This is a genomic window from Streptomyces sp. NPDC000410 (assembly GCF_040300305.1).
Lineage (GTDB): Bacteria > Actinomycetota > Actinomycetes > Streptomycetales > Streptomycetaceae > Streptomyces.
The window spans coordinates 118,198-130,383 of the sequence record NZ_JBEPDM010000005.1 but is presented as its reverse complement, the minus strand read 5'-3'; the positions used below and the strand labels follow the sequence as shown (position 1 = coordinate 130,383).

Sequence of the window (12,186 nt, the reverse complement as noted above, 5' to 3'; positions counted from 1 at the left end):
CCGGGGCCCTGGCGCGTCCCTAGTGTTGAGGTCAAGCGGCGGGTGGAGCACTCGTCCCCCGAGGTCAGACACTCGCCGCTGCCAACCACGACAGGAGAGGGGCCATGGCGGACACGGCATCGCGGACCGTCATCCGCACGCGAGGACGCCAGTCCGGTACGCGTCACCCGCTGGTGGCGACCGCCATGGTCCTCCCTCTCGCGACCCTGCTCGTCGTCGCCTTCGGCGGCTGGGAGGCGGTGGTCACACAGGCGTCGTCCGTGGGCGTGATGCTGGGGCGCTGAGCGGCGCCCCGGACCTGGGTGAGCGGCCTGGGTCGGGGACATCTGGCCTATGACCCCGTGGGGACGGGGGTGCGGCGGACGACAGCGTTCGGCCGGTCAGCTGGGGAGCTGACCGGCCAACGCCATTTTTTGCCCCGGGGGCCTGGTGGCCCCCACGTCTCGACCCCCACCGGGGTGCAGCCGTGCCAGGTCGGTGCGGGCGGCCGTGCGGCCGGGCGGTCGTGGTCGGCCCGGTCCGGGTCGGTTGCCGTTTGGGGGCGCTCTGGGCTCGTGTCCGGGACGGCATGCTGTGTCCTCTGGGGGACACCCCCAAACCCCCGTACGGCGCCTGCGGCCCCGTCATGACACCGGGAGCTATGCGCCACAAATCACGCTTTAGTGTCCCGAACACGACCCCGCCGTGCCCCCTTTCGCGCCCACCCCGGGGCTGGCGTTGATCCTTCGCGCCCAGGTGTTCCCCCGGGCCGTTGCCAGTGGGCAACGTTCTGCTGGGGAAGGAACGGGGGCAAAGGTGCCGCCACCGGGACGACAAACGGATCGGGGACCGTCCCACCCACGGTCCGCAGCCAGGCGGCGGAACCGGGCCCACCCCGAGGCGCCCCCCCCCGGCACGCCCCATGCCGGATGGCGGAACTGGGCTGTGCCACCCACGCGTCCTACCTCCACGGTCCGCAGGCGGCGGACGTGCTGTGGTGGGGCCGTGGAGGGTCGGCCCCGCAGGCGTTGGCGGGGGTGACCGGTCAGCAACCTGGGGGCCGGTTTGCCGCCGACGCCGAGGAGTCGAGCCCGGAGGGGCTCCGCCACACCCCCACCGGCGGTAGCCGGAGGCGCGGCGACCCCGACCGGGGTCACCTCACGCACCACCCCCACCGGCGGTAGCCGGAGGCGCGGCCACCCCGACCGGGGTCACCCCACGCACCACCCCCGCCGCAGGCCCCCGTACGCTCGCCCCGTGGAGGAGCAGGGCAACGGCACGCTGCTGCGTGCGCTTTCCGAGGTCGCCAGGCACGCGGCCCACATCCCGGGCCGGCGCGGGGCCTGCGAGGTCTGTGACCCGGCTCGCGCCCACGCCCCCGACGTGCTCGCCGAGCGCCACGACGGCCTCGTCGTCCGCCACGGCCCCGCCGTCGCGAAGGCGCACGCGCCCGGGACCGACCCGGCCGGGCACCGCGTCCGTGTTGCCGTCGCCGGGCATCCCCGCCTGGCAGGGATCCTGCTGCCGCCGATTCCGTACGCCCCCGCCCCGCTCGACGGCCGTCCCGTCACCGCGTGGCCGTACGGCAGCCCCGTGGACCCCGCGGCCCCGGAGGCCGCCCCGTGGGAGGAGGCCGCGACGCTCCTCGCCCGGCTGCACACCGTGCCGCCGGCCACGCTGCCCGCGCCCCTGCCCGCCATGCGCGGCCCCGCGAAGGCCGCCGCGGCCATCGCGCGGATTCCGGCGCCGCACGACCCCGCCGCGCGCGTCGTGCTCGCAGCCTGGCGGGGCCTCCCGGCCTGGGCCCGCGACGAGGCCCCCGGTCCCCGTCGCGCCCGGCTCTGTCATGGCGACCTGCACCTCGGCCAACTCGTCCGCCACCCCGCCCCCGACGGCCCCTGGCTGCTGATCGACATCGACGATCTCGGCCTCGGCGACCCCGCCTGGGACCTCGCCCGCCCCGCCGCCTGGTACGCCGCAGGGCTTCTGTCCCCGGATGTCTGGGGCCGCTTCCTCGGCGCGTACCGGTCCGCCGGAGGCCCGGCCGTGGCCCCCGACCCCGAAGACCCCTGGCCCCAACTCGACGTACCCGCCCGTGCCCTGACCGTTCAGACCGCCGCGCTCGCCCTGGCCAAGAGCGTGGCCGAGCAGCGCGATCTCGACGACGTGGAGCGGATGATGGTCGATTCTTGTGCCCGAATCACAACACTCCCGCCCGAGTTGGACGCCTGATCCCGTCGTAAAGTGAGGAGAACCAACCGAACGGCGAGGAGCTGAGCCGACGATGCAGTGTCCCAAGTGCCATGCACCCATGCACACGTACAACCGCAATGGCGTCCAGATCGAGCAGTGCAGCGGCTGCCGGGGGATATTCCTCGACTACGGCGAGCTGGAGGCACTGACCCGCCTGGAGTCCCAGTGGGGGCAGCAGGTCCCGCCGGCGCCCGCCCCGCCGGCCTACCCCGCGCATGGCGCACCCGCGCACGGTGCCCCGGCCTGGGGCGCGCCGCAGCACCACGGTCACCACGGCGGCCACCACCAGCGCGGCTTCGGCCGGATGCTCTTCTCCTCCTGAGCGGAGGAAACGACGGAGCCCCCGGCCGCGCGATGCGGCCGGGGGCTCCGGGCTGTGGACGATACTGGGATTGAACCAGTGACCTCTTCCGTGTCAGGGAAGCGCTCTCCCGCTGAGCTAATCGTCCTCGGGACCACGACCCGGTCACCCGGGATCATGGGCACTGCGTGCGCGATACTGGGATTGAACCAGTGACCTCTTCCGTGTCAGGGAAGCGCTCTCCCGCTGAGCTAATCGCGCGGGGGACCCTCGCAGGTCCAGTGGACGATACTGGGATTGAACCAGTGACCTCTTCCGTGTCAGGGAAGCGCTCTCCCGCTGAGCTAATCGTCCTTGGAGGTGGAGACGGGATTTGAACCCGTGTAGACGGCTTTGCAGGCCGTTGCCTCGCCTCTCGGCCACTCCACCCCGGAGTGCGGGGGGTCGGGAAGATCCCCCACTTCGAGCGGACGACGAGATTCGAACTCGCGACCCTCACCTTGGCAAGGTGATGCTCTACCAACTGAGCCACGTCCGCTTGTCGTTTCCGTTTCGCTTTCGCGTCCCGGCGACGTGTTGAACTCTAGCGGATTCCTGAGCCAGCACAAAAACGCGTTTCCGCAGCGTGCTGAGCTGTGTTCACGGAGGGTTCACGACGAGGTGCGGGCAGCACGCGGACAGACGTGCAGGTGGACGTACGTGTGGACCTACTGAGGAGGTGCAGGTCGCCGGGTGGGGCCGCCGGTCCGCCCTAGACTCACAGCCGTGCCCGACCTCGCTCCCCTCGCCCGCTTCGGTGGCCTCGTCGCCACCGACCTCAGGGATGTCACCAGTGACCCCGAGGCCCTCGACTCGTCCGGCTTCTGGGCCGTCGCGGCCGACTTCGAGGGCCGTCTCACCTGCGCCCGCTTCGGCGACGTGCGCCCGCAGCCCGTGCCGCCGCCGGAGCCGGGGGACTGGCAGGGCCCGGCCGCCGGCGACTGGACGTCGTCCCTGGACCGGGCCGCCTACACCGCCGGCGTACGCCGGATCCGCGAGCACATCGCGGCAGGCGAGGTCTACCAGGCGAACCTCTGCCGCGTGCTGTCCGCGCGGCTGCCCGATCCGGACGCTGCCGACGTCGACGCGCTGACGGCGCTGCTGGCGCGCGGGAACCCGGCCCCGTACGCAGGAACGATCCGGCTGCCCGCGCACGGCGTGGAGATAGCCACCGCGTCCCCCGAGCTGTACCTCAGGCGCGCGGGCCACCTGGTCGAATCCGGGCCGATCAAGGGCACCGGCCGCACCGCCGGTGATCTCCAGGAGAAGGACCGCGCCGAGAACGTGATGATCGTGGACCTGGTCCGCAACGACCTGGGCCGGGTCTGCGCCACCGGCTCGGTGACGGTCCCCGCGCTCTGCGCGATCGAGCCGCACCCCGGACTGGTCCACCTCGTCTCCACCGTCAGCGGGGAGCTCGCCCCCGGAGCGGGCTGGCGTGAGCTGCTGGAGGCCACCTTCCCGCCCGGGTCGGTGACCGGAGCACCCAAGTCGAGCGCGCTGAGGATCATCGACGCGCTGGAGACGGCCCCGCGCGGACCGTACTGCGGAGGCATCGGCTGGGTCGACGCCGACCGCCGCACCGGCGAGCTGGCCGTGGGCATACGCACCTTCTGGATCGACCGGGCGCAGAAGGTGCTGCGCTTCGGCACCGGGGCCGGGATCACCTGGGGCTCCGACCCGGACCGCGAGTGGGACGAGACCGAGCTGAAGGCGTCCCGGCTGCTCGCGGTAGCGTCGGGCCAGTACGCGCAGAGTGGAAGGACCGCGTGATGAGGATCTGGGTCAACGGCGGACTGCGGGACGCCGACGACGCCCTGGTGTCCGTGCTGGACCACGGGCTGACCGTGGGCGACGGCATCTTCGAGACCGTCAAGGCGACCGAGGGGCGGCCCTTCGCGCTCACCCGGCACCTCGACCGGCTCACCCGCTCGGCCCGCGGTCTCGGCCTGCCCGACCCGGACCACGACGAGGTACGCGCTGCCTGTACGGCCGTCCTGGACGCCAACCCCACGCCGCTGGGGCGGCTGCGCATCACCTACACCGGCGGGCTCTCCCCGCTCGGCTCCGACCGCGGGAACGCGGGCCCCACGCTCGTCGTCGCGCTCGGAGAGTCCAAGCGCCGCCCGGACACCACGGCCGTGATCACGGTCCCGTGGACCCGCAACGAGCGCGGCGCGCTGACCGGGCTCAAGACGACCTCGTACGCCGAGAACGTCGTCGCACTCGCCCGCGCCCACGAGCAGGGCGCGACCGAGGCGCTGTTCGCCAACACGGTGGGACAGCTGTGCGAGGGCACCGGCTCCAACGTCTTCGTCGTCCTCGACGGCGAGCTGCACACCCCGCCCCTCGCCTCCGGTTGCCTGGCAGGGATCACCCGCGCGCTGACCGTGGAATGGACCGGCGCGCAGGAGACCGAGCTGCCGTTCGACGTGCTGGACCGGGCCGACGAGATCTTCCTGACCTCCACCATCCGCGACGTGCAGGCCGTGCACCGGGTCGACGGGCGTGAGCTGTCCGCCGTTCCCGGGCCGGTGACCGCGAAGGCCATGCGGATCTTCGAGGAGCGGGCAGAGCAGCTCCCTGTGTAAAAGTTGCTGACGGGCGGCCTCGGGGCAGGTAGAACACCCCTTGATGACCACGACCCTGCGGCCGACCGGGCCGCTCCAGCGAAGCGCCGACGGCGGCCGTTCCCGTACGTACGACGTCTGTGTGAACAGCAGGCCCGTCGGCTCGATCGACCTGGCCACCGATCCCGGATTCGGGCCGGAGGTGGGTGTCGTCCGGGCACTGCGGATCGACGAGCCCGACCGGCGCCGGGGCAGGGGCACGGTCGCGGCGCTCGCCGCCGAGGAGGTGCTGCGCGGCTGGGGCTGTACGCAGGTCACCGCCTCCGTACCGGCCGAGGCCGAGGCCGCCCTGGGGCTGGCCGCCGTCCTCGGTTACACCGAGCGCAGCCGCTACATGCTCAAGGAGCTGCCGGACGAGCCGCCGGAGCTGCCGGAGGGCGTCGAGGGCCGCGCCATGACCGAGGCCGAGTTCGAGGCGTGGCGGGTGACCGCGGTCGAGTCGTACGCGCAGGACTGGATCACCCGCGGAGTGCCGCAGGAGAACGCCCGCGCGATGTCCGAGGCCGCCCACCGTGCTCTGCTCCCCGACGGGTTCGCCACGCGCGGGTCCTGGCTGAACATCCTGGTCGCCGAGGGCGCCGCGGTGGGGCACGTGTGGGTCGCCGAGCGCGAAGTACGCCCGGGGGAGCGGGGCGCTTACGTGTACGACGTCGAGGTCGCCGAGGAGTACCGGGGCCGGGGGTACGGGCGCGCGCTGATGCTGCTCGCCGAACGGGTGGCGGCGGCGGCCGGGGCGCCGGTGCTGGGACTCCAGGTCTTCGCGGGCAACACCCCGGCGATCAACCTCTATGAGTCACTCGGTCACCGGACGGCACACGTCAACGTCTTCAAGCACCTGCTCTAGGAGCCGTCCTCGGCGAGCAGGCGGTCGGCGATCTCCTCGATCCGCTCGCGCAGGCCCTCCTGGCTCTTGCCGCCGTCGAGCCGCTCGCCGCCGATGACGTACGTCGGGGTGCCGCTCACGCCGATGGCCTTGCCCTCGGCCTGGTCGGCGTCGACGATCAGGATGTGCCGGCCGTCGATCAGCGCCGTGTCGAACTCCTCGGCGTCCAGGCCGAGTTCACGCGCGATGTCGAGCAGGAACGGCTGGCCCCTGCGGTCCAGCTCCTCGACCCGCCCGAGCACGGCCTCCACGTACGGCCAGCCCTGCCCCTGCGCCACGGCCTCCTCTGTGGCCTGCGCGGCGGCGAAGGCGTGCTTGTGCTTCTCCAGCGGGAAGTGGCGCAGCCGCACCTCCAGCCGGTCGCCGTATCGGTCGCGCAGCGCACGCAGATCGGTGAGGGCGGAGCGGCAGTCCGGGCACTGCAACTCGCACCAGACGTCCAGGACGATGGGGGTCTCGCTCATGGGGCCAGTCTTTCACCCCGGAGATCTCCCTGATGTACGGGCCGGATCGTGGCCCGTACGCGAGGTGTCGGTGCAGGATGGAAGGGACGTACGCACCGCACAGGCCTGGAGGACCGGATGCTTGCCGAGACCATTTGTTCCGCGGTGGCCGCGGCCGGGCTGGGCATCGCCGCGGTCACGGCGTACCGGAGGCGTTTCCTGACCGCGGCCCGTATCGCCGCCTATTCGCTGGTGCCGCTCGGACTGGTGCTGACCGGTGCCGTCGAGTGGGTCGCGGGCACGGTCCTCAGCCCGACGGCCTGGGTCGGTTTCGGACTGCTCGGCGCCGCGTGGGCGTTGTTCATGACCACCCGTGCCGTCGAGCGGCGGCGTGGCATAGGCGGCCGTAAGGAGCGCGCGGCGGTGCGGAAGGCGGGCGGGGAGGCACCGGCCGCCCCCGCACTCGGCACGACCGCCCGCCCGGCCGTGCAGCCGCAGGGGAAGCCGCGGGCCGCGGATGCCGGTGAGGACTTCAGCGACATCGAGGCGATCCTGAAGAAGCACGGCATCTAGGCCGGGTCCCGGAGGAGGGCTGGGGGTGGTCCGGATGTCCGTATCGGGCCACTCCTCCGCGCGCTCCGCGCCCCGTGCCCGTTCAGCGGCCACGGGATGTGATGAACTCCAGCCGCCCAGGTGCGTGTTGGTCGGTCATCGCGCGGTGCGCTGCGTCATCATCACCCCGAGATGCTGGATACCTCCCGGGGCCAGGCCCCTCCCCCTGCCGACGAGCCGCGTGGCTGTCTCTTCGCGCTCTCCCAGCCGCCCCTGATGATCTTCCTCGCGGTGATCGGCTGTCTGCTGCTCATGGCCGCGGTCCACGACCTCTTCCTGCTGTGAGCCCGCGGTGATCCACAGTGCTCCGATCCACGAAGTGGACCTCAGCCGGCCGCTTCTTTGCGGCGCGCCCGGTAGGCCGCGACGTGCAGCCGGTTGCCGCAGGTGCGGCTGTCGCAGTAGCGCCGCGAGCGATTGCGGGACAGATCGACGAAGGCCCGCCCGCAGTCCGGCGCCTCGCAGCGGCGCAGCCGCTCCTGTTCGCCGGCGACGACGATGAACGCGAGCGCCATGCCGCAGTCGGCGGCGAGGTGGTCGGCGACGGAGGCGCCGGGGGCGAAGTAATGGACATGCCAGTCGTAGTCGTCGTGGTTCGTCAGCTGGGGGGTGGTGCCCGCCGCGGCCACCAGCCGGTTGATCAGCTCGGACGCGGCACGGGCGCCCGGGGCCGCGAAGATCTCGGCGAAGCGCGACCGTACGTCCCGTACGGCTGTCAGGTCGGCCTCGTCCAGCTCGCCCACGCCGCTGAACTTGTGCGCCCGTACGAATTCGAGCAGGGACGAGACGTCCTTGAGCTCATCGCCTGCCGCCCGCTCCGGCGCGGTGTTCATCAGATCGACGACGATGTCGAGGGCGATGCGGGTGTCGTGAGGGATCAGCACGATTCGCTCCCTGGCTGCTGCGGGCGGGTGCCCGCCGAATTGCGCTGACTCTAGCGTCTCGCTGACGAACGCGACGGCGCCGTCACCACGGTGGAACCCGTAGCGACGGCGCCGGAGCGTGCCGTATGCCGTATGTGGTTGTTCGCACGGTTGTCCGCACGGCGCCGTCTCCCCGAGTCGGACGGCGCCGAGCGGCCCTCTGCCTGGCTCAGCTTTCGGCCAGGATGTGCGAGAGCTCCGTATCCAGATCGAAATGACGGTGCTCCGTACCGGGGGGCACCGCTGCGTCGGTCCGCTTCAGGAACGACTCCAGGGCCCTCGCCGGGGCCTCGAGCAGGGCTTCGCCCTCCGGAGAGCTCAGAGCGATGCAGACGACGCCCTGGCCATGACTGCGCGACGGCCAGACTCTGACGTCGCCGGTGCCGGTGGGCCGATGCAGCCCTTCGGCGAGAAGATCGCGGGCAAACACCCATTCGACCGTCTCCTCGGCTCCGGTGTGGAAGGTGGCGTGCACGGCATAGGGATCGGCCGTGTCATACCGCAGGCCCGCGGGTACAGGCAGTGAGGACTCGCTCGATACAACGAGGCGCAGGTGCAGCTCGCAGCTGACCGTGGTGTTCATAAGCGCCAGGGCCTTTCGCTCAGTGTGCGCTCGGGGATTCGCACGTCGGCGAAATCGACATGCCACCTACGGTGCCGTTGTAAACCCCTCTGTCTGTTTTGTGATCCTTGAGGTACCCCGTTCGGAGGAGTCACGTGTACGACCGTGCGGTCATTCCGGACCGCTCCTCGGTCGGGTACGTTGGGGCCATGAATGCGGAGAGTGACGAGCGGGCGGAGACCGCCATCCCGGCGGTCGCGGTGCCCGTTACGGGGGACGTGACCACGGGCGTGAACGGGAGTGTGGCGGGGGGCGAGGCGTCGGCCGAGCCGCCGCTCGGCTCCCGGGCGCCCGAGTTCATCAAGGCGCGCAGGACGCTGCACATCAGCTGGCAGGTCGGCGTGTTCATCGTCGGCCTGGCCGTCGTCGGCGCGGGCATCGTGATGCTGCCGCTGCCGGGGCCGGGCTGGCTTGTGATCTTCGCCGGTATGGCGATCTGGGCGACCGAGTTCGTCTGGGCACAGCTGGTGCTGCGCTGGACGAAACGGAAGGTGACCGAGGCGGCACAGCGCGCGCTCGACCCCAAGGTGCGCCGGCGCAACATCATTCTGACCACGATCGGTCTGGTGATCGTCGCCGTGCTGGTCGGGATCTACGTCGCGAAGTTCGGGATCGTGATGCCCTGGAAGATCGCCGAGTGACCGCTAGGTGGTCATGGAGCACCGCTGACATGCGGTAATGTTTGCGGTGCGCCCGGGCGATTAGCTCAGTGGGAGAGCGCTTCGTTCACACCGAAGAGGTCACTGGTTCGAACCCAGTATCGCCCACCACCCGGTCCGAAGGCCCCGGAGACTCACGTCTCCGGGGCCTTCGGCGTACCACCCGTTCAGCGCATCCGGCCCAGGGTGTCCCGCAGTCGCCGGGCGTCGCGCAGCCGCTGCTCGTACGTCGCGCCGACGGCCAGCAGGAGCAGTCCGGCGAGGGCGGGAGGCAGCCAGCGCGGGAGCGCCCCGACGGCCTGGACGACGTACGGCGCGAGCTCGTGCAGCGCGTCCAGGGCCAGGGTCAGTCCGCCGAGGACCAGCGGCGCCTGCAGCCGCAGCCGGGCACCCAGCAGGGTCACGGCGAGCGCGGCCACCCCGAGCAGCAGCGGACGCGGCCAGTGGGCGTCGCCCCAGGCGGCGACGAGGCTCGGCAGCAGGGTCGCGGCGAGGCCGGGGCCGTACGCGAGCCACGACGAGGCCTCGGGGTCCCTGCGGCGCCGCAGGGCGCCGATGGCGAGTGCCGGGAGCGTCACCGGCAGGGTGTACGCCTCGGGCACCGTGACCTCCGAGGCGGCGAGCCGCACCCAGGTGGCCACGACGAACAGCGCCGTCGCCAGGTAGCCGGCCGGGACGCGCCGCTCGGGGCGTACGGCGGTGCCCGCCGCGATGACGCCCGACAGGGCGAGGACCAGGGTGAGGGTGGGCAGGTCCGTCGCGGCGAGACCGACCGCGAGCAGCGCGCCGGCGGCGCCGGTGAGCTCCACCGGCAGTGCGACGGGGTGGCGGCCCAGGCGCGCCCCGAGCAGCGCGGTTGCCGCAGGCACGGCGAGCAGGGCGATGGCGGTCCGGTGCGCCGGGAGCCCGGCGGCCGCGGCGGCGGCGCCCACGAGTCCGGTGGTCCAGACGACCGCGGCGCAGGCGAGCACGCTCCGGACCGGTCCCCGGGCCCGGACGGCGGCCGCGGTGAAGCCGGTGACCAGCACCGCGAGGACGGTGAACGTCGCCGGGCGGGTGGCCAGCGAGAGCATCGCGACGCTCAGGGCGGTGGCCAGGGCGCAGACGAGCGCGGTGACGGCGAGGGCGCTCACGTGTGAGCCGGTCGCGGCGGCGGGGCGAGCGGGCGCGGGGGTGTCGGCGGCCGGCTTGTGCCCGGCGGATTCCGGCCCGGCTGTTTCCGGCCCGGTCGCTTCCCGCCCGGCCTTCTCCGCTCCGGGGCTTTCCGCTCCGGAGCTTCGCCCAGGAAGGACCCCCGGCCGCACGACCACCCACAGGCCGCAGGTGACCAGCAGCAGCTGGATCGTGAGGGTGGCCGGGTAGGGGAGCGACAGCGTCGTGGGGATCGCCAGGGCCGTCGACCAGGCCAGGGCCAGCGCCGCGCAGGACGTCGCCGTGCGCGGCAGGCCGAGGGCCGGGAGGAGGCGGGGAGCGCACCACAGGGCCGCCGACACCGCCGCCAGCACCACCGGGGCGGAGCTCGCGACGGGCATGTCCGAGGCCGCCGGGGCAGGGGCGCCCGACCAGATGGTGTCGAGACCGGTCAGCGGGTGCAGCAGGGTGAGCGCGACCGGGGGCACTGCCCAGGCTGCCGACGCCGCGTGCACCAGGCCCGACGCCCGGGCGAGGCCGAGCAGCACCCCGCGCGGGGCGGCGGTCCGTACCGCCGCGAGCAGCGCGACGGCGCAGAGCAGATAGCCGGGCACCGCCCAGCCCCCGGGCAGCGCCGTGCGCAGCACGCCGCCCACGCCCGCGATCGCGGCGAGGCCCGCGACCCCGGCGCCCGCCCACGCGGCCGACGGCACGCGCCAGGCGGCGTACAGGGCGAGGCCCGCGGCGGACAGGAGCAGCAGGGCGGGTTCGAGCGCCTCGGGCGGAGTGGCCGCCGTCATCGACAGCCAGAGGCGGGCGAGCAGCGACCAGCCGCCGGTCACCACGGCGCCCGTGACGGCGAGCGCCAGGACCGCGATCCTGCCGGTGCCGCCCCGGCCGGCCCTGGCGGCCGTCGCGATCCCCAGATCGAGCGCGGCCGTCGCCAGGGTCGCCCAGGCGATCACCCAGGCGCTCGCGTCCGCCGCCAGGGCCCACAAGGGCAGGGGGAGTTGCGCGGTGATCACGGCCGTCGGCAGCGGTATCCGCAGCTTCTCGAACGCCAGACCGTACGCCGCCCACAGTGCGGCGAGCGCGCCCGACGCGACGGCCGCGTACCCGAGCCCGTCCGTCCCGGGCAGTGCCACCCGGTGCAGGGCGTACGCGTCGAGGACCATGAGGACGAGGCCGAGCGCCGCTACCGACTCCGCGGTCGAGGTGAGGCCCCGGCGCAACAGCGGGACGGGAGCCGCGAGGGCCGCCACGGTCACCACGCCGAGCACCGCCGAACGCCCGCCGATGCCCAGGTAGCCCCAGCTGACCAGGGTGAAGGCGATCGCGGCGACCGCCAGCAGGATCCCGCCGAGCGTGAGCAGCACGTTCTGCGCGCTCGGCGGCGAGGTCTCGGGTCCGGCGCCGTGCCCGTGCCCGTGTCCGGGGCGGGGTCCGGCGGGCCCGGCAGCCCACACCGTCCCCGTCGGCGCCCCGGTCACCGGCCGCAGCGCCTGCAGCAGCCACGCCCTGCGGGCGAGCAACTGTGCGCGCCGGGCATCGATTTGAGCCAGCTCGCGGTCGAGGAGCCGCAGTTCCTCTGCGGGCGGTGGTACGTTCTCCATACGGGCAGTGTGGTGCGCGCCACAGCACTCCGGTATCGGCGCGGATACTCAGATCGCGCGTGAGTACGCACCCCGGGGCGCCTCATGGGAGCAGACTC

The 12,186-nt window shown here is 73.0% G+C and carries 13 protein-coding genes and 6 tRNA genes; 10 read left to right on the top strand and 9 right to left on the bottom strand.

What is annotated here, in order from left to right; genetic code table 11:
* The first annotated feature begins 104 nt into the window (after positions 1–104).
* The 3 genes from ABT342_RS09040 (at position 105) to ABT342_RS09030 (ending at position 2,554) form a co-directional block, all read left to right on the top strand.
* On the top strand, positions 105–284 hold the full coding sequence (locus ABT342_RS09040; protein WP_351569219.1) for a hypothetical protein: 180 nt from the start codon (positions 105–107) through the stop codon (positions 282–284).
* A 952-nt stretch (positions 285–1,236) separates the two neighbouring features.
* Entirely contained in the window at positions 1,237–2,211 is a 975-nt protein-coding gene (locus tag ABT342_RS09035) for a phosphotransferase family protein (RefSeq protein WP_502965496.1), read from the top strand.
* A gap of 52 nt (positions 2,212–2,263) precedes the next feature.
* Entirely contained in the window at positions 2,264–2,554 is a 291-nt protein-coding gene (locus ABT342_RS09030) for a TFIIB-type zinc ribbon-containing protein (protein ID WP_351569216.1), read from the top strand.
* Between the two features lie 55 nt (positions 2,555–2,609).
* Here ABT342_RS09030 and ABT342_RS09025 read toward each other — a convergent pair.
* From ABT342_RS09025 to ABT342_RS09005, 5 genes are all read right to left on the bottom strand, one after another.
* A tRNA-Val gene (locus ABT342_RS09025) sits at positions 2,610–2,681 on the bottom strand.
* Between the two features lie 41 nt (positions 2,682–2,722).
* Positions 2,723–2,794 (bottom strand) — tRNA-Val (locus ABT342_RS09020).
* A gap of 21 nt (positions 2,795–2,815) precedes the next feature.
* Positions 2,816–2,887 (bottom strand) — tRNA-Val (locus ABT342_RS09015).
* A 1-nt stretch (position 2,888) separates the two neighbouring features.
* A tRNA-Cys gene (locus ABT342_RS09010) sits at positions 2,889–2,962 on the bottom strand.
* A 36-nt stretch (positions 2,963–2,998) separates the two neighbouring features.
* A tRNA-Gly gene (locus tag ABT342_RS09005) sits at positions 2,999–3,071 on the bottom strand.
* Between the two features lie 227 nt (positions 3,072–3,298).
* On the opposite strand from ABT342_RS09005, the gene ABT342_RS09000 reads away from it, so the two are divergent.
* Genes ABT342_RS09000 through ABT342_RS08990 form a run of 3 tightly spaced genes read left to right on the top strand, consistent with a single transcriptional unit; the run spans position 3,299 to position 6,046 of the window.
* Entirely contained in the window at positions 3,299–4,345 is a 1,047-nt protein-coding gene (locus ABT342_RS09000; RefSeq protein WP_351569213.1) for a chorismate-binding protein, read from the top strand.
* Positions 4,345–5,163 (top strand): aminotransferase class IV, encoded by an 819-nt coding sequence (locus ABT342_RS08995; protein WP_351569210.1) that lies wholly within the window; start codon positions 4,345–4,347, stop codon positions 5,161–5,163. The genes ABT342_RS09000 and ABT342_RS08995 overlap by 1 nt, the downstream gene beginning before the upstream one ends.
* A gap of 43 nt (positions 5,164–5,206) precedes the next feature.
* Complete coding sequence (locus tag ABT342_RS08990) at positions 5,207–6,046, top strand: GNAT family N-acetyltransferase (RefSeq protein ID WP_351569207.1); 840 nt, start codon at positions 5,207–5,209, stop codon at positions 6,044–6,046.
* Here ABT342_RS08990 and ABT342_RS08985 read toward each other — a convergent pair.
* Positions 6,043–6,549, bottom strand: coding sequence for a DsbA family protein (locus tag ABT342_RS08985; RefSeq protein WP_351569204.1), 507 nt, complete (start codon positions 6,547–6,549; stop codon positions 6,043–6,045). The genes ABT342_RS08990 and ABT342_RS08985 overlap by 4 nt on opposite strands.
* A 117-nt stretch (positions 6,550–6,666) precedes the next feature.
* Here ABT342_RS08985 and ABT342_RS08980 point away from each other — a divergent pair, with 117 nt between their 5' ends.
* Complete coding sequence (locus tag ABT342_RS08980; protein ID WP_351569201.1) at positions 6,667–7,101, top strand: hypothetical protein; 435 nt, start codon at positions 6,667–6,669, stop codon at positions 7,099–7,101.
* Between the two features lie 171 nt (positions 7,102–7,272).
* A complete protein-coding gene (locus tag ABT342_RS08975; protein WP_351569199.1) occupies positions 7,273–7,425 on the top strand; it encodes a hypothetical protein in 153 nt (50 codons plus the stop codon).
* 41 nt (positions 7,426–7,466) lie between these two features.
* Here ABT342_RS08975 and ABT342_RS08970 read toward each other — a convergent pair whose 3' ends face one another.
* Complete coding sequence (locus tag ABT342_RS08970; protein ID WP_351569197.1) at positions 7,467–8,024, bottom strand: CGNR zinc finger domain-containing protein; 558 nt, start codon at positions 8,022–8,024, stop codon at positions 7,467–7,469.
* Positions 8,025–8,232: 208 nt separating this feature from the next.
* Positions 8,233–8,646, bottom strand: a complete 414-nt coding sequence (locus tag ABT342_RS08965) for an SsgA family sporulation/cell division regulator (RefSeq protein WP_003959770.1) — start codon at positions 8,644–8,646, stop codon at positions 8,233–8,235.
* Positions 8,647–8,834: 188 nt separating this feature from the next.
* Here ABT342_RS08965 and ABT342_RS08960 point away from each other — a divergent pair, with 188 nt between their 5' ends.
* Together ABT342_RS08960 and ABT342_RS08955 are read left to right on the top strand one after the other, a co-directional pair.
* Positions 8,835–9,326 carry a TIGR02611 family protein gene (locus ABT342_RS08960; protein ID WP_351569194.1) on the top strand — a complete coding sequence of 164 codons (492 nt, stop codon included), beginning with the start codon at positions 8,835–8,837 and terminating at the stop codon, positions 9,324–9,326.
* Positions 9,327–9,380: 54 nt separating this feature from the next.
* Positions 9,381–9,455: transfer RNA gene (locus tag ABT342_RS08955), tRNA-Val, on the top strand.
* Between the two features lie 56 nt (positions 9,456–9,511).
* Here ABT342_RS08955 and ABT342_RS08950 read toward each other — a convergent pair.
* Positions 9,512–12,088, bottom strand: coding sequence for an SCO7613 C-terminal domain-containing membrane protein (locus tag ABT342_RS08950; RefSeq protein WP_351569192.1), 2,577 nt, complete (start codon positions 12,086–12,088; stop codon positions 9,512–9,514).
* Positions 12,089–12,186 lie beyond the last annotated feature (98 nt).